At 69.5% G+C, this 21,284-nt stretch carries 22 protein-coding genes; 7 read left to right on the forward strand and 15 right to left on the reverse strand.

The window, feature by feature from the left end; translation table 11 throughout:
• Positions 1-51: 51 nt before the first annotated feature.
• The 3 genes from AC067Z_RS03450 to AC067Z_RS03460 all read right to left on the reverse strand — a co-directional run bounded on the left by AC067Z_RS03450 (position 52) and on the right by AC067Z_RS03460 (position 2,819).
• Entirely contained in the window at positions 52-384 is a 333-nt protein-coding gene (locus AC067Z_RS03450; protein WP_478787743.1) for a hypothetical protein, read from the reverse strand.
• Positions 385-727: 343 nt separating this feature from the next.
• Positions 728-1,744: an SCO7460 family lipoprotein gene (locus AC067Z_RS03455; protein ID WP_478787744.1), complete on the reverse strand. Its 1,017-nt coding sequence runs from the start codon at positions 1,742-1,744 to the stop codon at positions 728-730.
• Positions 1,745-1,829: 85 nt separating this feature from the next.
• The gene (locus AC067Z_RS03460) at positions 1,830-2,819 is read right to left on the reverse strand and encodes a GlxA family transcriptional regulator (protein ID WP_478787745.1); all 990 of its coding nucleotides are present in this window, start codon (positions 2,817-2,819) and stop codon (positions 1,830-1,832) included.
• A gap of 62 nt (positions 2,820-2,881) precedes the next feature.
• Here AC067Z_RS03460 and AC067Z_RS03465 point away from each other — a divergent pair, with 62 nt between their 5' ends.
• Complete coding sequence (locus tag AC067Z_RS03465; RefSeq protein WP_478788048.1) at positions 2,882-4,201, forward strand: MFS transporter; 1,320 nt, start codon at positions 2,882-2,884, stop codon at positions 4,199-4,201.
• A 9-nt stretch (positions 4,202-4,210) separates the two neighbouring features.
• Here the strand turns inward: AC067Z_RS03465 and AC067Z_RS03470 are convergent, their stop codons facing one another.
• From AC067Z_RS03470 to AC067Z_RS03485, 4 genes are all read right to left on the reverse strand, one after another.
• Positions 4,211-4,831, reverse strand: a complete 621-nt coding sequence (locus tag AC067Z_RS03470) for a flavin reductase family protein (protein ID WP_478788049.1) — start codon at positions 4,829-4,831, stop codon at positions 4,211-4,213.
• 107 nt (positions 4,832-4,938) lie between these two features.
• The gene (locus AC067Z_RS03475; protein ID WP_478787746.1) at positions 4,939-5,730 is read right to left on the reverse strand and encodes an enoyl-CoA hydratase/isomerase family protein; all 792 of its coding nucleotides are present in this window, start codon (positions 5,728-5,730) and stop codon (positions 4,939-4,941) included.
• Positions 5,727-7,958, reverse strand: a complete 2,232-nt coding sequence (locus tag AC067Z_RS03480; RefSeq protein ID WP_478787747.1) for an acetate--CoA ligase family protein — start codon at positions 7,956-7,958, stop codon at positions 5,727-5,729. Before AC067Z_RS03480 ends, AC067Z_RS03475 begins: the two co-directional genes overlap by 4 nt.
• Positions 7,959-8,050: 92 nt before the next feature.
• Positions 8,051-9,784: an ABC transporter ATP-binding protein gene (locus tag AC067Z_RS03485; RefSeq protein ID WP_478787748.1), complete on the reverse strand. Its 1,734-nt coding sequence runs from the start codon at positions 9,782-9,784 to the stop codon at positions 8,051-8,053.
• A gap of 411 nt (positions 9,785-10,195) precedes the next feature.
• Here AC067Z_RS03485 and AC067Z_RS03490 point away from each other — a divergent pair, with 411 nt between their 5' ends.
• The 3 genes from AC067Z_RS03490 (at position 10,196) to AC067Z_RS03500 (ending at position 11,500) form a co-directional block, all read left to right on the forward strand.
• Complete coding sequence (locus AC067Z_RS03490; protein WP_478787749.1) at positions 10,196-10,516, forward strand: hypothetical protein; 321 nt, start codon at positions 10,196-10,198, stop codon at positions 10,514-10,516.
• A gap of 166 nt (positions 10,517-10,682) precedes the next feature.
• Entirely contained in the window at positions 10,683-11,150 is a 468-nt protein-coding gene (locus AC067Z_RS03495) for a hypothetical protein (RefSeq protein ID WP_478787750.1), read from the forward strand.
• Positions 11,147-11,500 (forward strand): transcriptional regulator, encoded by a 354-nt coding sequence (locus AC067Z_RS03500; protein WP_478787751.1) that lies wholly within the window; start codon positions 11,147-11,149, stop codon positions 11,498-11,500. Before AC067Z_RS03495 ends, AC067Z_RS03500 begins: the two co-directional genes overlap by 4 nt.
• 104 nt (positions 11,501-11,604) lie before the next feature.
• Here the strand turns inward: AC067Z_RS03500 and AC067Z_RS03505 are convergent, their stop codons facing one another.
• The 5 genes from AC067Z_RS03505 to lxmK all read right to left on the reverse strand — a co-directional run bounded on the left by AC067Z_RS03505 (position 11,605) and on the right by lxmK (position 14,864).
• Entirely contained in the window at positions 11,605-11,805 is a 201-nt protein-coding gene (locus AC067Z_RS03505) for an LxmA leader domain family RiPP (RefSeq protein ID WP_215178515.1), read from the reverse strand.
• Positions 11,806-11,905: 100 nt separating this feature from the next.
• Positions 11,906-12,097, reverse strand: coding sequence for an LxmA leader domain family RiPP (locus tag AC067Z_RS03510; protein ID WP_215178513.1), 192 nt, complete (start codon positions 12,095-12,097; stop codon positions 11,906-11,908).
• Positions 12,098-12,399: 302 nt separating this feature from the next.
• A complete protein-coding gene (locus AC067Z_RS03515; protein ID WP_478787752.1) occupies positions 12,400-12,735 on the reverse strand; it encodes a helix-turn-helix domain-containing protein in 336 nt (111 codons plus the stop codon).
• 18 nt (positions 12,736-12,753) lie between these two features.
• Entirely contained in the window at positions 12,754-13,734 is a 981-nt protein-coding gene (locus AC067Z_RS03520; RefSeq protein WP_478787753.1) for a T3SS effector HopA1 family protein, read from the reverse strand.
• A complete protein-coding gene (gene lxmK / locus AC067Z_RS03525; protein ID WP_478787754.1) occupies positions 13,731-14,864 on the reverse strand; it encodes a class V lanthionine synthetase subunit LxmK in 1,134 nt (377 codons plus the stop codon). The genes AC067Z_RS03520 and lxmK overlap by 4 nt, the downstream gene beginning before the upstream one ends.
• A 192-nt stretch (positions 14,865-15,056) precedes the next feature.
• Here lxmK and AC067Z_RS03530 point away from each other — a divergent pair, with 192 nt between their 5' ends.
• The 3 genes from AC067Z_RS03530 (at position 15,057) to AC067Z_RS03540 (ending at position 18,609) form a co-directional block, all read left to right on the forward strand.
• Positions 15,057-16,370, forward strand: coding sequence for a M16 family metallopeptidase (locus AC067Z_RS03530; RefSeq protein ID WP_478787755.1), 1,314 nt, complete (start codon positions 15,057-15,059; stop codon positions 16,368-16,370).
• A 3-nt stretch (positions 16,371-16,373) separates the two neighbouring features.
• Positions 16,374-17,795: a M16 family metallopeptidase gene (locus AC067Z_RS03535; protein ID WP_478787756.1), complete on the forward strand. Its 1,422-nt coding sequence runs from the start codon at positions 16,374-16,376 to the stop codon at positions 17,793-17,795.
• A gap of 430 nt (positions 17,796-18,225) precedes the next feature.
• Positions 18,226-18,609 carry a transposase gene (locus tag AC067Z_RS03540; protein ID WP_478787757.1) on the forward strand — a complete coding sequence of 128 codons (384 nt, stop codon included), beginning with the start codon at positions 18,226-18,228 and terminating at the stop codon, positions 18,607-18,609.
• A 121-nt stretch (positions 18,610-18,730) separates the two neighbouring features.
• Here the strand turns inward: AC067Z_RS03540 and AC067Z_RS03545 are convergent, their stop codons facing one another.
• From AC067Z_RS03545 to AC067Z_RS03555, 3 genes are read right to left on the reverse strand one after another with little or no spacing between them, the layout of a single operon-like run.
• The gene (locus AC067Z_RS03545; RefSeq protein WP_478787758.1) at positions 18,731-19,651 is read right to left on the reverse strand and encodes a hypothetical protein; all 921 of its coding nucleotides are present in this window, start codon (positions 19,649-19,651) and stop codon (positions 18,731-18,733) included.
• Between the two features lie 20 nt (positions 19,652-19,671).
• Positions 19,672-20,304 carry a flavoprotein gene (locus tag AC067Z_RS03550; RefSeq protein WP_478787759.1) on the reverse strand — a complete coding sequence of 211 codons (633 nt, stop codon included), beginning with the start codon at positions 20,302-20,304 and terminating at the stop codon, positions 19,672-19,674.
• Entirely contained in the window at positions 20,297-21,277 is a 981-nt protein-coding gene (locus AC067Z_RS03555) for an LLM class flavin-dependent oxidoreductase (protein WP_478787760.1), read from the reverse strand. The genes AC067Z_RS03550 and AC067Z_RS03555 overlap by 8 nt, the downstream gene beginning before the upstream one ends.
• Between the last annotated feature and the right edge of the window lie 7 nt (positions 21,278-21,284).

The raw sequence follows: 21,284 nt of genomic DNA on the forward strand, positions 1-21,284 counted from the left end.
CGAGTGGGCCCAGGTGGTGCGCACCTGGGCCCGGCCTTGCTGATGTGCTGCCTACCTCTGGTAGTGCTTGGTCACGGAGCAGTTGTCGGGGCGAAGCGAGCCACGGTCACGGCACACACGTATGTAGCCGTCCTTGGTTCGGAGTGCGGCACCGTCGTAGCTGAGGCGGTTGAGAGCAACGGACTCCCGCTGCTTCCCGTTGTATCGGCTCCAGCTGTAGCCCTCGACCCTGACCTGAACGTAGACGTTGTGTCCGTCGCCGTGGTCGGTGTCCTTGAGGTTGCCCTTCCACTGGAAGGCTCCGCGGGTCTCGCGACCGGAGGGCAGGAACTGCCGGAGTTGAACTCTGCTCCGCCGGTCCTGAGCGTAGGAATGCTGTGCCATGAGGCGGCGAATGCGGTCCCCGCCCCGACGGCGAAGAGGCCCGCCGTGAGGACGCCTGTTGCCAACTTGCGCACTGTTTCTCGCGTTTTCTATTTTCTTGTCCCTGGTGGTCATGCCAGGGCCGGCCGTGAAGCTAGCACGGCGCCGGCAGCTCAAATGATCTTCAGAGGGCGCTCCGGGCAAGTGTGATCGATTCCTCAACAGGGCGGTTCCGACGCCGCGTTGGCAGGCGTGCGCCCTGGCAGCGGGCCCGAGGGCGCCGCTGACAGCGGAGCCCTGAAGACCGGCCGTAAAGGCTGCGGCACCGACTCGGACTCGGGCTGCGTCCGGCCGCGTCGGACGCTCAGTCCAGCGGCGGCAGCCGCAGCGCGCCACGCCCATCCCGTATGTCGCTCACCACTGTCGGCTTGCCCATCAGACGGCCTTCCAGGTCCACCGTCACCGCCAGCGCCTTGTTCCCGAGGCAGCGCTTCTGCTCCTGGGGGCCCTCGCAGAACAGGACCCAGCCCCGCATCCGGTCCACGCGGCCCGGCAGCAGGGTCCATGCGCCGCCGTAGCCCTGCGACAACTCGGCGTCCGGGTACCTGCGCTCGAGCCATGCGGCAGCGGAGGCATGCACCTTGCCCTTGAACTCCTGTTTCTCCTCGAAGGGCCGCACGATCCGCACCGACCCGCTGTCCGGCCGCACCGCACCGTCGCGCCAGGTGTAGGTCACCGCGTGGTACGAGCGGCTCGCCAGCGCCGCGTGGAGCTTGCCGTCCGTCCTGCGCAGCAGGGTCGGGTCGCCCTTCCGGCCGCTCGGGAGGTCGCGGACCGCCGGCGGGGCCGTGACGTTGACCGTGATGCTTTTGCGGGCGGCCGCCGTCCCGGCCGGCAGGGCGCGTGCATAGGTCTCCAGGCAGCCTCCGATGCGGGCAAGTACGTCCGTCACGTTGTCGTTGGTCAGCGACTGGGCGATCCACGGATCGGTCACCGTGCCGCGCACCACGTTCACGGAATGCACCTCGTACCCGCAGCGCCCGAACTCGGCCTTCAGCGCACGCCATTCGGTCGCGGCCGCCTCGCCCCTGGCCCTGGCGTCCCGTAGTGCCTGTGCGCAAGGCTTGCCGCCGCACCTGTCGCTGCCGGCCTCCACGCGCAGCCGTACGAACGCGTCGGGATCGTCCCGGAGTGCGTACGTGACCTCGGAGCCCGACCTCTCGGGGAACAGCGGCCGTGCACCGACGACCCGCAGCTCGCCCGGGTACACCGCCTCGGCCAGCTCCGCGGCGCGCTTCCGGTCCTCCTTCGTCGACAGCACACCGCAGCCGCTCACCAGGAGCGCCAGCAGAGTCACCGCCGTGCCGCGTCGCCATGTCATCCGAGCCCCCGTTTCCCCCGCATCTGCGACGAGCGTAGGAAGCGGCGGGCTGTGCGTGATGAGTACGCGTACCCGGGGTGCGTACTCAGCCGTCGGCGCCCGCGCCCGCCCGGAACGTGCGCCGGTACACCGTCGGCGGCACCCCGAGCGCCGCCTGCAGATGCTGCCGCATCGACTGGGCCGTGCCGAAGCCCGCGTCCCGCGCCACCTGGTCCACCGTGAGGTCCGTCGACTCCAGCAGATGCCGGGCCCGTTCCACACGCTGCTGGGTGAGCCACTGGCCGGGGCTGATGCCGACCTCCTCGCGGAAGCGCCGCGTGAAGGTGCGTACCGACATCGACTCCTGGTCGGCCATGTCCCGTAGCTGGATCGGTTCGTGGAGGCGGGGTAGCGCCCATGCCCGGGCGGCCGTGGTCGTCGCGAACTGCGGCTCCGGGACGGGGCGGTGGATGTACTGGGCCTGGCCGCCGTCGCGATGCGGCGGGACGACCGTGCGGCGCGCGACCTCGTTGGCGACGGCCGTGCCGTGGTCGCGCCGCACGATGTGCAGGCACAGGTCGATCCCGGCCGCGACGCCCGCCGAGGTGAGCACGTCGCCGTCGTCGATGAACAGCACGTCCGCGTCGACCCGTACGGAGGGGAACAGCTGCTGGAAGTGCTCGGCGGACGACCAGTGCGTGGTGGCCGGCCGGCCGTCGAGGTAGCCGGCCGCGGCCAGCACGTAGCCGCCGGTGCAAATGGACACCATGCGGGTGCCGGGCCGGATGTGCGCGAGGGCGGCGGCCAGCTCCTCGGTGAGGCGGCCCTCCTCGTAGACCGGACCGAGTTCGTACGAGGCGGGGACGACCACCGTGTCGGCGGTGGCCAGGGCCTCGGGGCCGTACTCGACGGCGACGGCGAAGTCGGCGTCCGTGCGGACCGGGCCGGGAGCGAGGCCGCAGGTGACGATCTCGTACAGGAGGTTGCCCGCGGCGTCCTTGGCACGGCCGAAGATCCGGTGCGGAATGCCGAGCTCGAAGGGGAGCAGCCCGGTCAGTGCCAGGACCACCACGCGATGCCTTCCGGTCTCACTCATGGCCCGATCCTAGCGAATGCTGTCCCTCGGGCCACTCGTTGCGGACCGGACGAACACGGAAGCTGGGTGACGTGACCCAGACAACCGCGCCGCACACCGGCTCCCAGCAGCCTCTTCGCCGTCCGCCCCGGATCCACCGCGCCTGGTTCGTCGCCGCGGTCACCTTCGTGACGATCATCGGCGCCGCCGCCTTCGCGTCCCTGCCCGGCCTGCTGATCGAGCCGCTGCACGAGGAGTTCCACTGGTCGCGCGGCACGATCGGCTTCGCCGTCTCGGTCAACCTCGCGCTGTACGGCCTGACGGCCCCCTTCGCCGCGGCCCTGATGGACCGGTTCGGCATCCGTCGGGTCGTCGCCGTCGCGCTGACCGTGATCGCCGCCGGATCGGTCCTCACCGTGTGGATGACCGAGCCCTGGCAGCTCGTCCTGTACTGGGGCGTCCTCGTCGGCCTCGGTTCCGGGTCCATGGCGCTGGCCTTCGCCGCGACGGTCACCAACCGCTGGTTCGTCAAGCGCCGCGGCCTGGTGACCGGCATCCTCACCGCGGCCGGCGCCTCCGGCCAGCTGGTATTCCTGCCGCTGCTGTCCTGGCTCGTCGAGCGCCACGACGACTGGCGCCCTGCCGCGGTCACCGTCGCGCTCGCCGCGCTCGCCGTGGTCCCGTTCGTGTGGCTGCTGCTGCGCGACCACCCGGCGGACGTGGGGCTCCCGGCCTACGGCGCCGAGGGCTTCACTCCCAAGCCGGATCCGGTGCCGGGTGCCGCGCGCAGGGCCGTCACGGTCCTGTTCAAGGCCGCACGCACCGGCCCGTTCTGGCTGCTCGCCGGTACCTTCGCGATCTGTGGCGCGTCCACGAACGGCCTGGTCAAGACCCACTTCGTGCCGGCCGCCCACGACCACGGCATGCCCATCGTGGCGGCCGCCTCGCTGCTCGCGGTGATCGGTGTCTTCGACGTCGTGGGCACGATCGCGTCGGGCTGGTTCACGGACCGTTTCGAGGCACGCCGCCTCCTCGCGGTGTACTACGCGCTGCGCGGCATCTCGCTGCTGTTCCTGCCCGTGCTGCTGGGGCCCTCGGTCCAGCCGCCGATGCTCTTCTTCATCGTCTTCTACGGCCTTGACTGGGTGGCCACGGTCCCCCCGACGATCGCCCTGTGCCGCGAGCACTACGGCGAGGACAGTGCGATCGTCTTCGGCTGGGTCCTCGCCTCGCACCAGGTGGGCGCGGCGGTGGTGGCCTTCGCGGGCGGTGTGGCACGCGACGTCTTCGGCAGGTACGACGTGGTCTGGTACGCCGCGGGCGCGCTGTGCGCGGCGGCGGCGCTGATGGCGCTGGTGATCCGCCGGAAGCCGCTGCCGAAGCTGGAGCCGGCCGCCCGGTAGGAATCCGCCCTAAGGCGTGTCCTGGGATTCGAGCCGCCCGAACCGCCCTCGGTGGAACAGCAGTGGCGCGCCCTCCTGTTCGGGGGTGCCCAGCGCCTCGACCCGGCCCACCACGATCAGATGGTCGCCGCCGGTGTGGACGGCCTGGATCGTGCAGTCGATCCACGCCGTCACGCCGTCCAGGCGCGGTGACGCGGTGACGGGCGCCGGGTGGTGGACGACCCCGGCGAACTTGTCGGCGCCGCTCACGGCGAACCCCCGGCACAGCTCGCCCTGGCCCTCGCCGAGGACATTGACGCAGAAGGTCCCGGCGCGGGCGATGCGCGGCCAGGTGGTGGACGTGCGGCCGACCATGAAGACGACGAGCGGCGGATCGAGGGAGAGCGAGGAGAAGGACTGGCACGCGAACCCGGCCGGCCCGTCCTCGTCGTGTGCGGTGACGACGGCGACACCGGTCGCGAAGTGCCCTAGCACCCGCCGGAACTCGCCACCGTCGACGGGTAGCCGTTCGTCGACCCCGACGGCGCGGAGCTCGGGCCGCGGCAGGGGGTCGTACGGCGGTGCGGCGGTGGCGGCGCCGACCGACCGGAGATAGCGGACGGCGGTGGCGGCCATCGCTGCGTGTCCCATCATGTCCACCATTGAAGCTGACGGTTCGTCAGATAGGAACCCCCGTGTAACGCGAAGGGCCCGGCGGCATCCGCCCCCGGGCCCTCCTGCGATCGGGCTACGCCCCGCTACCGCCCCTCGAACTCCGCCGCCCGTCTCTCCGCGAAGCTCGTCACGCCCTCCTGTGCGTCCCTCGTCGCCATGTTCAGCTCCTGCGCCGCCGCCTCCGCCGCGAACGACGTGGCGCGGTCCGTTTCCAGCGACGCGTTCACCAGTTGCTTCGTCAGCGCCAGCGCCCTCGTCGGGCCCGTGGCCAGGCGGGCCGCCCACTCCGCTGCCGTCTTCTCCAGTTCGTCCGCCCGCACCACCCGGTTCACCAGGCCCAGGCGTTCCGCGTCCGCCGCCGGCAGCGCGTCGCCGAAGAACATCAGCTCCTTCGTCCGCTGCGGGCCGATCAGACGCGGCAGGAGATACGCCCCGCCTCCGTCCGGCACCAGGCCGCGCCGTACGAACACCTCGATGAAACGCGCCTCCTCCGCCGCCAGCACCAGGTCGCAGGCGAACGCCAGATGCGCGCCGATGCCCGCCGCCGTGCCGTTGACCGCCGCGATCACCGGCTTCTCGCAGTCCAGTACGGCGCCGATCAGGCGCTGCGCACCGAGCCGGATGGTGCGGGCGACGTCACCCGGGAGCGGTTCGCGCGCTGCTGGGGCGCCCCGGAGGTCCGCGCCCGCGCAGAAGCCCCTGCCGGTGCCGGTGACGACGACCGCCCGGACGCCGGGGTCCGACGACGCCTCGCCCAGCAGGGCGATGATCCGTTCACGCTGCGCCCGGTTCACCGCGTTCATCGCCTCGGGGCGGTTGAGCGTGATCCAGGAGACGGCACCCTCCACGCGGTGCAGCACGTCGTCGGTGCTCATCGGCACACCGCCAGCGCGTCCAGCGCCACCGCGCCCTGTCCCCGCGGCAGCACCATCAGCGGGTTGACGTCCAGCTCGGCGAGCTGGTCGCCCAGTTCCAGCGCCATCCGCTGCACCCGCAGCACGACCTCGACGAGCGCGTCCACGTCCACCGGCGGACCGCCCCGCACCCCCTCCAGCAGGGCCCGGCCGCGCAGCTCCGCGAGCATCGCGCGGGCCTGGTCCTCGCCGAACGGCGGGACGCGGACGGCCACATCGTTCAGCACCTCCACCAGAACGCCCCCGAGCCCGGCGGTCACCGTCGGGCCGAACAGTTCGTCCCGGGTGACGCCGACGACCATCTCCACACCCCGCTCGACCATCTGGCACACCAGGACCCCGTCGAGGTCGATGCCCTCGTAGCGGGCGATGTCCGTGAGTTCGCGGTACGCGTCGCGGACCTGGCTCGCCGAGGTGAGGCCGATCTTCACCAGGCCCAGCTCGGTCTTGTGGGCCAGCCGGGGCGCCGACGCCTTCATCACCACCGGGTAGCCGACCAGCCCCGCCGCCCGCACCGCCGCGGCCGCGCTCGTCACCAGCTGCTCGCGCGGCACCCGGATTCCGTACGCCCGCAGCAGCTGCTTCGCCGCGTGTTCGCTCAACTGCTCGCCCGGCCGCATCAGTGCCTGCGCCTTGCGGAACGACGGGGACGGGGTGCGTGGCGCCTCGTCGAAGGGAGAGCGGTAGCCGGCAGTGAAACGATGGTGTGCGAGGTGGGCGCGCACGGCGGTGATGCAGTTGGCGAACGTACGGAAGGTGGCGACGCGCGAGGACCCCAGCAGCGTCGACCGGTACGCCTCCTCCGTGCCCACGGGTGAACCCCACACCACGCACACCAGCTTGTCCGTGGTCTCCGCCGCGTCCACCAGGTCCTGGGCGAGGCGGTCGCTCATCGGCGGGAACGGGCCCGTGATCGGACAGATCAGCACCCCGATCTCCGGGTCGGCGAGGATCGCGTCGATGATCTTCCTGCCGCGCCAGTCCCCGACCGGGTGGCCGCCGTTGTCGATCGGGTTCGCCACGTTCAGGTAGGGCGGTATCCACTGGTGCAGTTCGGCCTGCCGGGACGTGGACAGCTGCGGGATCCGCAGGCCGGCCGCGCTCGCGAGGTCCGCGAAGTGGGCGCCGGTGCCACCGGATATCGAGTACACGGCGACCCCGTCGGCGGCCGGGGTGCGGGCGCGCGCCAACAGGGCGGCGGTGTCCTGGAGTTCGTCGAGACCGTCGACGCGGATCACGCCGTACTGCCGCATCGCCGCGTCCACCACCGCGTCCGTGCCGGTGAGTTTGCCGGTGTGGGAGGCCGCGGTGCGCGCGCCCGTCTCCGTGCGCCCGACCTTGACCGCGACGACCGGCACCCCGCGGCGCGCGGCGCGGTCGGCGGCGAGCAGGAAGGAACGGCCGTCCTTCAGCCCCTCCACGTAGCAGGCGATCGCCCCGACCTCCGGCTGCTCGGCGAAGTACGAGATGAAGTCCGCGCTCTCCAGGTCCGCCTCGTTGCCCGTCGGCGCCCAGTGGGAGAGCCGTACGCCGAGCTCCTGCATGGTGAACACGGGCCGGCCCTGGTGACCGGACTGGGTGATCAGGGCCACGGCCGGCCCCTGGAGGTCGTCGCGGAAGTGCTCGAAGGCGTTGAGGTTGGTGTTGGGGCCGAGCAGCCGGATGCCGGAGCGCTCGACGGCCGCGGCGAGCCGCGCCTGCGCGGCGGCGCCCTCGGCTCCGGTCTCCGCGTAGCCGGACGCGAAGGCGACCGCGAACTTGACCTTGGTCTCGGCGAGTTCCGCGATGACGGGCAGCGGATCGCCGACCAGGAGAACGGCCAGGTCGACGGGCTCGGGCAGATCGCGCACGGACGGGACGCAGTCGATCCCGAACACGCTCGCCCGCGTCGGGTGCACGGGGTGCAGCCGGGCTCCGACGCGCTCCGCCCAGTCGACGAGCCGGCGGGTGATGCCGGCGTTGGGGCGCCCCTCGGCGTCGGAGGCGCCGACGACGGCGACCGATCCCGGCCGGAAGAACCGGTCGAGGTCCGGCACGGGCGCGTACAGCGGCCGTCCGCTCACATCGAGGTCACCGGCCGACGCGGTGACGGCGGCCGTCTCGTGGACGGCGTTTCTGGCTGTCTCGCCGCAGGCGACGACGCGCGCGCGGAGGTCGGAGGTGAGGGTGCCGTGGGTTGATCCGAGCATCGCTGGTCCCCGCTCCCGCTCGATGGTCCGGGCCGGCAGGCCCTGAACTGACGCATAGTCAGATTACCGAATTGACGATGCGTCAGGAACACCTAGGCGGGCACACCTTGTGGGGCACCGGCTTCCTCCGCCGACCACTGCTGATTGCGGACGAGGTCCTGGTACTGCGGGCAGCGTGAGAGCAGTTCCTGATGCGTGCCGGCATCCAGGGCGTGGCCGGATTCCATGATCAGCACGTGATCGGCATGCTGCACGGTGGACAGGCGGTGGGCCACGACGACCACGGAGCGGTCCTGCGCGAGCCGTGTGACCAGGTCACGCAGGCGCTGTTCGTTGATGCTGTCCAGTTGCGAGGTGGGTTCGTCCAGCAGGACCACGTCGGCGTCGGTGAGCAGCACGCGTGCCAGGGCGAGGCGCTGGCGTTGTCCGCCCGAGAGGTCCGTCGCCCGGCCGAGCACGGTGTCGAGCCCGTCGGGGAGTCGCAGCACCTCGTCGCGCAGCGCCACGGAGTGGAGGGCGTCGAGGAGTACGTCGTCGTCAGGGGCCGTGTCGCAACCCAGCAGGAGGTTGTCGCGAACCGTCCCTTCGAGCAGGGTGAAACTCTGATCGACGTAGGCCACACGGCGGCGGAGGTCGTTCAGCGGCCAGTTCTCCACGTCGTGCCCCAGGACGCGGATCGTGCCCTTGTCCGGGTGCACGAATCGTTCGATCAGCGTCAGCACCGTGGACTTCCCTGCTCCCGAGTGTCCGACGAGCGCGGTGAGCCCGCGGCGGGGTGCCGAGAAGGTCAGGTTTCCCAGGACCGGCTCGTCGTCATAACCGAAGGCGATGTCGCTGAATTCGACACCAGGGGCGCCCTTGACCGGCACGGGGCTGATGGTGGCCGTGTCGTCGGCCTCCTGAGGAAGCGACAACAGCTCGTCGAAGCGCGTGCGGGCGGCAAGCCCCGCCTGCAGTTGGCTGATGCTGGAGGCCACGATCGCGACAGGAGCGACGAGTTGGAGCAGATAGAGAAGGAACGCCGTGAAGTCCGGCATGGACAGATCACCGGATGCCATCCTGGCGCCACCGCCGAGGATGATGCTGACGAGGGCGATCTGCTGGCCGAGGCCCATCACGGGTCCGATGAGTGACTGCAGCCGGGCGCTGAAGAGTGTGGATTCCGTCAGCTCGGTGGCGTCCTTGGCCAGAGAGGCGGTCGCGTGTTCCTCGGCGCGGTACGCCTTGATGGTCGGCAGCGCGGCGAGTGTGGCGGTGAAGCGCTGCGCCAGTTCGCCGAGGGCTGTCTGCTGGACGACGATGCTGCGTCGTACGCGGACGATCACCAGGCCGATGACAGCGCCGGCAAGGGCGAAGGATCCTACGGTGATCAGGACGAGCACCCAGTCGAGCACGCTCATGACGACCAGCGTGGCCAGGACGGTGATGGTCGACAGCGGAAGCTGGATCGCCCCGACATCGATCACGGAGCGCAGCATCATCGCGTCGGAGGTGACCCGTGCGACGAGGTTGCCCGGACCCTGGGTGCGGACTTCGCGCAGGGGAAGCCGCATGGTGTGTTCCATGACGCGCGAACGCAGTCGCAGGATCATCTGTTCGCCGATACGGGAGAGCAGATAACCCGACACGGTCGCCGACAGTGCTCCGGCGATGGCGACGGCGGTCATCAAGACGACCGGCCACAGCAGTCCGCGGGTGCCCGACAGCGCTTCCACGAGGTCTCTGACCATCAGCGGTACGGCCAATGTCGCGGCCGTCGATATCAGTGCCAACAGGGCCGCGAATCCCAGCTGCAGGCGGTCTCCACCGGCGAGATATGCACCCAACCGCAGTCCCGGGGCAGATTTGTTTCGGGCGACTGGCATTCGCTTGTTCCACCTCGTGTGAGAATTTCCGGGATTCACGAGTTCATCCGTATCGCGATGGCGGCGGCGATGGTGATGGCCCCTGTCATGCATCCGGCGTCCGGATACGAGCCAGTCCACCACACGCACGCGCGACAAAGTAACGACAATTCTTGGTCCTTGGGTGTCGCCCCGAGCAAGGGTGCTCCGGTTCCTGTCAATTGGCTCAGTACCGGGCGCTTCAAAGTTGGCGTCGCTGCGAGGGTTCTTTCGGGCGGTGGTCACCGAGGTCAATGGCTGCCTGTAGCGTGACCGGACGTCAACCATCCGGATTTCCCGGACGGTTGGGCTCAGTTGTTGGTTCAGAAGGTCGGCGAGAGAGAAGGAACGGGCATGTTCAGCAAGAAGGAAGTGCATCTGATTGCGCTCAGCGACCTCGGCGACGCTCGTGATGCGGTGCACCAGGCCTTGTCGGATGCCCCCGGTGACGAGCTCCCCGGACTGCGGCGCGCTGCGCGGATCCTGGACGACCTGGCGGAGCGGGCCGATGACCCGCGGCTGCGCTGGGCCCGGGGAATCCTCGAGCGTGAAGGCATCGACCCCGTGAGCCATGAGGTGTCGGCCATACGGGCCTTGCGGCAGGAGCTCCCGGGTCTGAGCCTGGTGGCCGCCACCGAGCTGGCCCGGGAGGTGAAGTCGGCTCAGGGGAGGTGACCGGCCGCCTGCGGCCATCGTGGTGAGAGCCCCTCCGGGATCCCGTACCGGAGGGGCTTTCACGCGTCCGCGGCCTTGTTGATGGAAAGTACTTGCCAGTATGGAAAGTTCATGCCAGTCTGGAACACGTAAGCGCCTCCCGTCGACACCAGAACCCGGAGAATCGATGAACACCTCAGGAGCGATGCAGCCGAGCGCAGAGTCCGCCGCGGCGGCGCTGCGCGGCGCGCGTGCCGCCCAGACCGCGGCCCGGCGCCCCCGAGCGGTGCCCGGCTGGTATCCCGCCACGCACGGGCTGTTGCTCGCCGCGGGATTCACCGGCTTCGGCGCGGCACGCATGTGGCCCCAGTGGCAGGGCTGGTTCCTCGCGGCAGCCATGCTCTGCTCCGCCGGCTTCCTCGCGGTGACCTGGATCGCGATGCGCAGCTCCGGGATTGCTCCCTGGTTCGACCGGCGTGAGCGCGGGGCGGGGTGGCGCTCCTGGGGCCCGCCCCTCGTGCCGTTCGTCGCGGGCCTGCTGATGGCGATCCCCTACGGTACGGCCGGCTGGTTCGTCGGGTTCGGTGTGGTCGCCGGGGCTGCGTCCTGGGTGGGGGCCGCCCGTCGGCGTGCCCGTGCGCTGGAGTCGTCGTGAACCGTGCGGACGTTCCCGGCCTGGACAAGGAGATCCATCATCCGACGCGGCTCACCGTGGCGGCGTTCCTCTCCGGCTGCGCGGAGGCCGAGTTCGGCGCGGTACGGGACTACTGCGGGGTCACGGACTCCGTGATGAGCAAGACGATCGCGGCGCTGGAGAAAGTCGGCTACGTGAGTGTGCGGAAGGGGTATCTCGGAAAGCGACCCCGGACATGGGTGGCACTCACGTTGAACGGCAGGCAGGCGCTCGACGCCCACCTCACCGCGCTCGAAGCCCTCGCGGAAGCCTCCCGGAAGGCGGGTGCAGGGGGGCCTGCTCCCGGACACGCCGAGCGTGAGGAGAGCTAGGTGTTCTGTCCGGGTGTCTTCTGTCCTGAACAGAAAACACCGCTGGGTGCCTGGGGGGAGTCAGGCACCCAGCGGTGGGTGTGAATCTGTGGGCAGGAGCTGGTTCAGCAGCCCCAGTTCGCCGTGGCCGAGACGCCGGCGCCGCTGATGGCGCTGACAGCCGCGCCGCAGCCGCCGCTGGAGCCACCGATGAAGCTCAGGACCGTCGGCGTGATGGCCGGGGCGTCGGCCGAGACGCCGGCGCCGAACTCCTCGGCGTTGGTGTAGGCGGTGTAGCCGGCGAGGAGCTGGTCTGCGGTGTTCATGAGAATCCTTTACTGAATGCTGTGGGAAGTGCGAATTAATTCTGCCCGAATGTCCGCCTTCTTCAGGCGGCCACCCACCGGGACAATCAGCGGTTGCTGATCAGCAGCCCCAGGCCTTGGTGCTGGCGATGCTGCCCGCGGAGGCACCGAGGGAGAAGTAGATGCACTCGGGGGAGGAAACGGTGGTGATGGTGGGCGTCGCCGCCGGGGACTGGTTGTCCGCGCTGGCGCCGAAGTCCTCGGCGGTGGTGTAGGCGGTGTAGCCGGCGAGGAGCTGGTCTGCGGTGTTCACGGCGATCCTTCACTGATCGAGTTTCGGGGCGGGTTTTCCTGCCCGGCCTCTATTCGATCGCATGGACTGCCCGGAACGCCACGGAAAAATTATCGTTGATTGGCTCGCCCGCCTTCGCGACCTGCGCGTTGTCTCCCCAGGCCACAACAAGTGGCTCACCGACCGGACCCGTCAAACATATGTTCCGGGATAAGCCTCGGCATGCCGGGGCCATCTGCGCAGGGATACAGGACGCAGAAATGCAGGCAGCCCCCACCAGGAATGGTGAGGGCTGCACGGCTGTGAGCGCCTTGAAGGGCCGATCATTTCGTATCGTGTGTTCGGCGTCGGTGTTTTCTCAACGCCTGCCATACATTCAGTTCGAGGCACACCTCTCCCAGAGCGGTCTTGAGCTCGGTCACCTCCGCAACGAGCCGGCTCTCCCGCAGAGGCGGGCGGTGCGCGTCGGCCCCCTGGAGCCCCAGCAGTCCGCCTTCGATGAACGCTTCACGCCAGTCCTGGATGGACTGCTCCGAGATGTTCGTCCGCCGCCCGGCTGCCTCGGCAACCGATTCCCGGCCCGAGATGACGCTCAGGACGATGCTGACCTTGTCTTCGACGGAGAGTGCCTGGGACGGGTCGTGCGTGCTGTCTTCCATCCGCTCACGGCCCGGTGGTCATGCCAGGCCGATTCCCGGCAGCACCGGAGAGTCCAGGTTGCGGGCCGGCATCAGCGGGTCCGTACCGGCGTTGAGGAACGCCTCGGCGACGACGGCCTCGCGTGAGACGCCGTCGGCCCGGACCGCGTGTCCCACCAAGGCCTCGGCGAGAACCTGGCAGCGGTGCTCGCCGAAGCTCAGCTTGCCCTTGCCGGGCCTCGGGTCGTCGGGCTCCCAGGCCGCACCCACCCCGTCGGCCACCCGGCGGACGAACGGGGAGGTGGTGGAGCCCAGACCGGGCAGTCCCTGGACGGATGCCGCGATGTCGCCCGCCGCATGCCAGGCATCCGGGCCGAGATAGACCACCAGGGCGTCGCGGCGCGGGAAGTGTTTCAGGGACGAGGTGACCTTGGCCCGGTAGCGGAGCTCCAGCTCCTCCATCCGTGACAGCACCGTCCTCCAGGCATCCGGGGCCGACTCCGCGTCGGTCAGGTGGATGTAGAGGCGCAGCATCTGGGATCCCGTGACACGTCCGCGGGAGCCGTCAGTCAGGAAGAACCCGGTCGAGAGGGCGGGCCGCGGCGCCGGGATGTGAAGGGTGACGAGATCGGAGTCCGCGTCCGGCAGACGGTCGGCGAGGCGGTCGCGGGGAATGCGTACCCGGAGGCCGTCGAGCCGGACGATCACGCTGTCCGCGCCGGGGACATCGCTGAGCACGGTCGCCTGGACGCGCGTGGTCCGGTGGGGCATTGCGGCGAAGAGGCGTTGGTCGAAGTCGTCGTCGCGCAGGCTTCGTTGCCGGGTGGTGTCGCCCTGATCCGCCATGCCGGCATGCAGATTCTGGTAGAGGAGTCCGCCGAGTTTCTTGGCGAGGTCGCCCGGGGTCTTGGCGTCCAGTTCCTCGTCTCCGACGACGGCCGTCAGGCCCTCCTCGGCGACCTCGATCTGTTCCAGTGCCTCGGAGATCTCGGGAGCGATGAGCCCAATGGCGGTCGTCATGAGGTGCCTTCCAGACCGAGTACGGAGATGAAGTTCTGCGGTGCCAGCAGCACCGTGCGTCCGATGCCGGCGGCCGCGCGGTCGCCGGCCGTCAGCCGGGTTCCGAATTTGGCGCCGGCGAGCATGCGGTCGATCATGTGCCAGCCGGCGAAGGCCGCGACCCGGGTCGTGAAGCCTTCCTCGGTCGTGGGGCGTGTCTCGCGGTACCCACTCCGGAACGCTTCGATCCGCGGCCGCAGACGGTCTATTTCACGGGCCCCGTGGGCGAGGATGTCCTCGTGCGACGCCTCGCGGCCGAAGCTGTACCCCGGGTCCTCGCTGATGGACTTGGGGATGCCCTGGATCGCCCGGTACAGCCATTCGCCGACGAATCCGCCGACATCGCGGGCGGCGTCGCCGAAGCGGAATTCCTCCCAGTCGGTCAGATAGAGGTCGTCACCGGCGAGGAGGTACTGGTCGAGCCGGACGTCGCAATGTGCGGGCACCAGCGGCGCGTCCGCTTCCCGGCGGCGCAACTCGTGCAGGGAGGCGATCAGTTCGGTGTCCGGCTGGAGAAGTGCCCAGGACTCGATTTCGGCGAAGGCGGAGTGGATGTAGACCGGCATCGACAGCGCGTCGAAGTCGTCCATCGGCGGTGTCGGGTGGGGAGTGCTGTCCAGGGTTCCGGGTTCGAGCGGCAGCGAGTGCAGGACTCCGAGGACGCGGCCGGCCCTGCGGCACATGTCGTCGTCGAAGGCGTCGTCGGCGGAGAGTTCGGATCCGGACCGGGCGTCTTCGAGCCGCGTGAAGGCGACCAGGCGCTGTTCCTCGTCCGATCCGAGCAGTTCGGGAGCCTGGAGTTCTGTTCCGCCGAAGCGTGACGCGATCTCCTCGAAGGCCATGATGCGGTGGAACCGCCGCAGTACGTCGGCGGGTTCGCCGCCGACCCGCTTGACGAACACCTTGGCGCCGGTGCTGGTCGTACCGGCCCAGTTGTCATTGCGGCCGATATGGGCGACGACGGTGTCCGGGTCGAAGCGGCCCAGTCCGAGCCGTTCGAGGAACATCTCGACTTCGGGGGCCTTCTCCAGTTGGACCGGATCGAAGCGGGCGCGGGTCAGCGAGGGCTTCGATTCTTGATCTGTAATCACGATCACGGAGCGTAGGGACAGCCGGGTGGGCCGACAACAGATGGCTCACTATCGCCCGTTGTTGTGTTGGGGGGAGGCCAGGTTTCAGGGCGAGAGGGGCGTCGGTACCGGTGCGGCACGGCTCTGCCGGTCCAAAGTAACGGGTTTTCTGTGACCTTTTTGCCGGTGTCCGGATCCCATAAGGTACCCGGCATGTCCACTCCGATCCTGCAACGCTTCACGCTGCCCAACGGGCTGCGGGTGGTTCTCTATCCGATATCAGGTGTTCCGGCTGTCGGTGTCAGTGTTCACTACGACGTGGGTTTTCGGTCCGAACCCCAGGGGCGTACCGGCTTCGCCCACCTCTTCGAGCATGTGATGTTCCAGGGCAGCGAGAGCGTGGACCGGATGGAGCACTTCGGGCATGTGCAAGCAGCCGGCGGTACCGCCAACGGATCGACGCACCAGGACTACACGGATTTCTATCAAGTTGTTCCGTCAGCCGCTCTGGAGCGCATTTTGTTCCTCGAGGCCGATCGGATGCGCGCGCCGAGACTGACGGAAGAAAATCTCCGGACCCAGGTGAACGTGGTCAAGGAGGAGATCCGGCTCAATGTACTGAACAAGCCCTATGGCGGCTTCCCTTGGACTGTGCTGCCGGGCCTGCTGTTCCGGACCTATCCCAATGCGCACAACGGTTATGGGGACTTCACCGATCTCGGGCGGGCCACGGTGGACGAGTGTGCCGCGTTCTTCGATGCCCACTACGCGCCGGGCAACGCCGTCCTGACGATCGCCGGCGACATCGACCCGGCCCGGGCCGCCGACCTGGTCCACCGGCACTTCCACGATGTCCCTTCGCGGCGCCTGCCCCCGGCCGTGGACCTGAGCGAGCCGGCGCCCGATCAGGAGCTCAGGGGGGAGCACCTCGACCCTCATGCGCCGATGCCCGCCACAGCGGTCGGCTACCGCATGCCGGACCCGCTCACCGAACTCGACGCCTATCTGGCGCACATGGTGCTCTGCGTCGTCCTCACCGGTTCGGGCGAGTCGTCCAGGCTCAAGCGGCGGCTGATCCATGGCGCCTCCCCGCTCGTCACGGACGTGAGCACCGGCTGCGGCCTCTTCGGTGCCCTGGAAGCCCGGGATCCCGAGACGTTCCTGTGCGTCGCGACGCATCCGCAGGAGACCTCGACCGGCCTGTTGCTGGAGGTGCTGGACCGCGAGCTCGAGGACTTGGCGGCGAAGGGCCCGACCGAGGAGGAACTGCTGCGGGCCACGGCGTTGAGCAGCGTTGGCATGCACCGCAAGGCCGACGTGCTGCTGGCGCGGACGCGCGCCCTCGGTGCGCAGGAGGTGCTCTTCGGAAGGGCCCAGCTCGTGGACGAACTGCCCGGCCGGCTCGCCGCCGTCACCGCGGAAGACCTCGCCCTGGCAGCCAAGTCGCTGCGGCCGGACTCACGTGCCGTGCTCAGTCTCCGCCCCGCTCCGTCACCGGTATCCCGCCCGCGCCCGTCAGAAAGCTGATCCGTGATCGACACGCCTTTGGTCCGTGCTCCCTCGGGGGAGCCTGCCCGTACCCATCGCAGCGCCGCGGAGATCGGCCGCACCGCTGCCGGCCCTCGCCCGCTGCCGGCCCTCGATGTCCGCCGGCGCCACATCTCGCCGGCGATGGCCGACACGGTCCTGCCCAACGGGCTGCGGGTGATCGCCGCCCGGCATCCGTCCATCCCCATGGTCGAGATGCGGATGTCGGTGCCCTTCGCCGGTGCCACGTTCGCGCACGCGGCCACGGCCGAGGTGCTGGCCACCACCCTCTTCCGTGAAGGGCGTCCGTCCCGGGAGGGCATGGACGCGGCGATGGCCCGTCAAGGTGTCACGCTGGCCGCCAGCCGCTCGTCCCGGTGGCTGCACATCTCCGGGTCGGCCCCCGGGCATGCACTGGGTACGCTGCTGGGCGCCCTGGCAGACCCGCTCACACAGGGGTCCCCCGACGAGGAGGAGATCCGCCAGGTACGTCTCCGGATGGTGCGGCAGATCTCCATGATCCGGGCGCAGCCGCAGGTGATGGCGCAAGAGGCTCTCCTGGCGCACTGCTACGGAGAGATGCCCGGTCTGCAGGAGGTTCCCTTCCCTGCGCCGGTGGAAGCCGTCACCGCGGAGTCGGTACGGGAGTTGCACAGGGCCCTCGTGCGTCCGCGAGGCACCGCGCTGGTCCTGGTGGGGGACCTCGATCCGGAGCGGGCTGTCGCCCTGGTGACCGCTGCGACCGCGGATTGGGGCGGCGCCGGGACGATCACGGCACCGGCGACGCTCCCGCCCGTGCCCAGCGGGCGGGTTGCGCTCGTGCCCCGGGCCGATGCGGTCCAGTCACAGATCAGACTCGTCCGTCCTGTGGTGGCACGCACCGATGACCGTTTTCCGGCCCTGAGTCTGGCCAGTCTGGTATTCGGTGGCTACTTCTCCTCACGACTGGTCATGAACCTCCGTGAGGCCAAGGGGCTGGCCTACCGCGCGGATGCGGGTTTCCACGACCACCTGGACAGGCTGGTTGTCGGCATCGAGGCGGACACCGCCACGGAGGCGACGGCGCAGGCCTACGCCGAGATCCGTGCCGAGCTGGGGCGTCTGGTCGGCGACCCGCCGTCCGAGGCGGAGATCGACGCGGCCCGTGAGTACACCGTCGGTATGGCGATGCTCGCTCTGTCGTCCCAGGCGGGGTTCGCCACCAGTGTGATGACGGCCGTGACTCTGGGACATGAACCGGAGCGGGTGACCACGTTCCCGGAGCTCCTGCGGACCGTCACTCGGGACCAAGTGACCGACGCAGCACGGGAGTTCTTCGATCCCGGCGCTTTCAGTGGGGTCATTGTCGGCGATGAGGGCAAGCTGGCCGCCCTGTTGAGCGCGGCGGGCGAAGCCGGCGTCACGGCGAGCGCCGCATCGAGCTGATGGCTGCGCCACCCCGGGCGCATGGTTCGGAAAGTCCGTATTGGGCAACCTCAAATAAGGCCCAAGTTTGTTGCCCCACATAATGTGCCAGCTATATGATCTTGGTGTCGGTACGCATTCTGTGCGCGATCGACGGGTTTTACTTGAAAGATCGACCAAATCTTTCCAACGGGGAAACAGTGAAATCATCAGAAGAGGTTCGACTGCTGCTTGTGAACAGATTCACGACTGTTTGAGCCACGTCTTCAGGCGAAGTGCCTGGACCTGGTCTCGCAATCGTTGAAGTTCACGAGGGGATGCGTCGGTGGAGCGGGATGACCTCCGTTCCACACATGGCACCCCGCAAATCTGACGCCAGGGCTGCTTGCCGATCGGCGGGCTCCTGCGGGTGATGAAATGGAGACGAGAGGCGATGTCACGCCCTCCTGTAATGCCAGCTGCCGAAAAACTAAAGATCGTCCTGGGGGTTCTCTCGGGGGAACACACGATCGCCGAATCCGCCCGCCGGGCCGGTGTGTCCGAACAGTCCGTGGGTAATTGGAAACGACAATTCCTGGACGGCGGACGTACGAGCCTCGAAGGCGGGGCCTCGCGCAATGCCCAACGTGAACGCGATCTTCTTTCCGAAATCACGGAACTGAAGACGGCGCTGGGTGAGGCGTATGTCCAACTCAGAGTACGGAGAAAGTCGGGCGAATACCGCACGGTCCCTTTTCAGAACTCGAGGCAATCAGAGAGGACGCCAGGATCAATGTCTCGAGGTTCTGCGAGATCTTGGGAATCCCGCGGCGAACCTACACGCGCTGGAAGATGAAGCACACGCCCTCGGCCCGGCCCGGCGCGGCTGAGGTCCGGCTGAGGTCCGGCTGATCCGGATGTCTGCACAGACACCCCCTGGCGGCGACTGCCGCCAGGGGGTGTCGTGCTCGTGGTGGTTACAGGACCGACAGCCGGCCGGGCAGTGCCTGCGCACCGTCCTCGTCGATCAACTCCGCGATCGACGAGGCGTACTCGAGCAGTTCGGCGTGCCATCCCATGTACGCGGCGAAGTCGTGCGCGTGAGTGAAGATCCGCAGCACCGCCGCGCGCCCCGCCGTCACCCGGTCGGCCGGCGCACCGTACGCCCGGCACAGCCCGCCGAGAGCGGCGTGGTAATCCTGCGGGTCCATGATCAGGCCCGGTGTCCTGCGCAGGAGGGTCATCCGCCATTCCGCGAACTCCCCCAGCAGCCAGCCGAGATCGAAGTCCGCGGGCCCGCGTGCCACGTCCTCACCGGTGAGCAGGCAGCCGCTTCCCGGCCGGCTCCCCGCGATGACCGATCCCAGGCTCGGCGCCCCGTGCAGGAAGACGCCGTCCGCGAGATCGGTGGCCAACGAATCGCACCAGCCCTCCACGTGGCGCCATCGGGCGGCGCCGAGCCGTCGGTGGACCACGGTGTGGAGGGCCGTCGCGGCCCGCGGTCCTCGGCCGTGACGCATCCATGCCGCCAGCCGGGCCGGTCCCGGCGGCCCGGACGTCGCCAGGGAGGGATCGGCGGTGTGGAGCAGGCGCAGGCCATGGCCGGTACCGGCCATGGCCGCGGTGACGCGCTCCGGAGTGAGGCGGGGATCGCTGCCCACGCAGAGCTTCGCCACCGCGACCGGCCCGGGGACCCGGTAGTGCAGGGCGTCAGCGACCACCTCCGGAAGCGCCAGGAACGGGCTCACGGGTTCCAGAGAGCGGATCGCGGAGCGGACGGCGGCACTGGGAGCGGTCAGGGGTGCAGGGCGGTCGGCGCCCGGCCGACGGACCCACACATAGCCGTGGTCGTCCGCGTGGACGGCTGTCCGCAGGAAGCCGGTCGCGAATTCCTCCACCGGAGGCGCGGTGAAGCCCTTCACTGCGTGCCCTGGCGCTCGGCGCCGCCGGCCGCCAGCCGCACCCGGAGGCGTTCGAGCGCGGGTACGACCTCGGGCAGCGGTGTGGCGACGGCGGCGTCCATACGCCCGGTTGTCACGCTGAAGCCCGGCTGCGGGGGCACCACGGTCACATTGGGCCGCTGTTCGAGCGCAGCGACGTGTTGCCGGTACGCGAACGATTCCACTCCGGAGGGTGGCAGCGCCGGGGCGACGGCGATGGGTGCCCGGGTGCATTGCAGGGCGAGCAGGAGGGGCGTGTCCGCGACGCCGAGCGCCAGGCGGCTGACGAAGTGGAACGTTGCCGGGTGAACCACGATCGCGTCCGGCCACTGCGCGAGCTCGACGTGCCGAGCACCCACTTCGGGCTCGTCCGGCCACGCGTCCCGCAGTACCTCGTCGCCGGCGAACGCCGTCAGCGCGGTGCGCGTGACGAACCGTTCCGCGGACCGGGTGACCATCGTCCGCAGCTCGACATCGGGATACGCGGTCCGCAGCCAATTGACCCACATCGGCATGAACATCACCCCGATGGCGCCGGTACCGACGAAGAGCACCCTGCGCGCACCGAACGCCGGTGCCGACCCCGTGGGCACCTGTGTCGCTTCAGCCATGGAGCCGGTCTTCGGCCGCGAGAATCTCCTGGAGATCGGTCATGGTGGCGCCCAGCCCTTCCGTATGGATCACACCGGCCGGGTTCAGCACGACCTCGTCCACGCCGTTGAGCCGGTAGCGGTGGAGTTCGGCCGCGATCTCGTCGGGCGTCCCGGACACGAACACACCCGCGTCCACCAGGGCGTCCGCCCCCGCGTCCGGATCGTCCGCGTACGCCTGCACGCCCGCCCGGCGCAGCATGTCGGTGTAGTGGGCGGCGCTGAGATGCGCGCCCGCGCCCCGGCGGGCCGCCAGCCGGATGTCACGACCGGGCCGGGCGACGGCGACATGGACCACGGTCGCGACACGTGGCGCCTTGCGGCCCGCGTCCGCCGCTCCCTCGGCCAGTGCGGGTACCAGCGTGTCGGCGACGTAGTCGGCGGGCGTCATCCAGGTGACGGCCACATCGGCGACCGCGCCCGCCATCCGTGCCATCCGCGGGCGCAGCACACCGAGGCCGAGTTCGACCGGCGGGGCGTCCAGGGAGATGAGTTGCGCGTCGATGGAGTGGTATTCGCCGTCGTGGCGCGCCACTTTCCCGTCGAGCAGCTCCCGCATGGAGGTCATGTACTCCCGCATCGCCGTGAGGGGCTTGGCGTAGCGGGCCGGCAGCAGGGATTCCTGGAACTCCGGGGCGGCCGGGCCGATACCGGCCACGTACGGTGCTCCGGTGAGCGCGGCGACGGAGCGCGCCTGCACGGCGGCGTCATAGGGATGCCGCAGGGGCGCGAGGGTCACTCCGCTGCCCATGGGGATCCGTAGTCCCATGCCGGCCAGGGTCGCGAAGAGTTGGTGCGTGTCCAGACGCAGGGACTGCCCGAGCCACAGCCTTCCTGATCCGCGGCGTTGCAGCAGCCGGGCGACGGGAAGGATCTGCCCGGTGTTCGTGGGCTGGATCGGGTACATGATGCTGGTCTTGTGCTGGGGGGCCATGGTGTTC

It is taken from the genome of Streptomyces sp. NPDC043812, assembly GCF_056436245.1.

What these genes read in the sequence shown, in the direction of transcription:
- AC067Z_RS03530 (WP_478787755.1), top strand. Translation starts at nt 15,057, where the DNA reads ATGTCCACTCCGATCCTGCAACGCTTCACGCTGCCCAACGGGCTGCGG.
- AC067Z_RS03505 (WP_215178515.1), bottom strand. Translation starts at nt 11,805, where the DNA reads ATGAACACCGCAGACCAGCTCCTCGCCGGCTACACCGCCTACACCAAC.
- AC067Z_RS03480 (WP_478787747.1), bottom strand. Translation starts at nt 7,958, where the DNA reads ATGCTCGGATCAACCCACGGCACCCTCACCTCCGACCTCCGCGCGCGC.
- AC067Z_RS03540 (WP_478787757.1), top strand. Translation starts at nt 18,226, where the DNA reads ATGCCAGCTGCCGAAAAACTAAAGATCGTCCTGGGGGTTCTCTCGGGG.
- AC067Z_RS03515 (WP_478787752.1), bottom strand. Translation starts at nt 12,735, where the DNA reads ATGGAAGACAGCACGCACGACCCGTCCCAGGCACTCTCCGTCGAAGAC.
- AC067Z_RS03455 (WP_478787744.1), bottom strand. Translation starts at nt 1,744, where the DNA reads ATGACATGGCGACGCGGCACGGCGGTGACTCTGCTGGCGCTCCTGGTG.
- AC067Z_RS03490 (WP_478787749.1), top strand. Translation starts at nt 10,196, where the DNA reads ATGTTCAGCAAGAAGGAAGTGCATCTGATTGCGCTCAGCGACCTCGGC.
- AC067Z_RS03550 (WP_478787759.1), bottom strand. Translation starts at nt 20,304, where the DNA reads ATGGCTGAAGCGACACAGGTGCCCACGGGGTCGGCACCGGCGTTCGGT.
- AC067Z_RS03520 (WP_478787753.1), bottom strand. Translation starts at nt 13,734, where the DNA reads ATGACGACCGCCATTGGGCTCATCGCTCCCGAGATCTCCGAGGCACTG.
- AC067Z_RS03470 (WP_478788049.1), bottom strand. Translation starts at nt 4,831, where the DNA reads ATGGGACACGCAGCGATGGCCGCCACCGCCGTCCGCTATCTCCGGTCG.
- AC067Z_RS03450 (WP_478787743.1), bottom strand. Translation starts at nt 384, where the DNA reads ATGGCACAGCATTCCTACGCTCAGGACCGGCGGAGCAGAGTTCAACTC.
- AC067Z_RS03460 (WP_478787745.1), bottom strand. Translation starts at nt 2,819, where the DNA reads ATGAGTGAGACCGGAAGGCATCGCGTGGTGGTCCTGGCACTGACCGGG.
- AC067Z_RS03475 (WP_478787746.1), bottom strand. Translation starts at nt 5,730, where the DNA reads ATGAGCACCGACGACGTGCTGCACCGCGTGGAGGGTGCCGTCTCCTGG.
- AC067Z_RS03495 (WP_478787750.1), top strand. Translation starts at nt 10,683, where the DNA reads ATGAACACCTCAGGAGCGATGCAGCCGAGCGCAGAGTCCGCCGCGGCG.
- AC067Z_RS03555 (WP_478787760.1), bottom strand. Translation starts at nt 21,277, where the DNA reads ATGGCCCCCCAGCACAAGACCAGCATCATGTACCCGATCCAGCCCACG.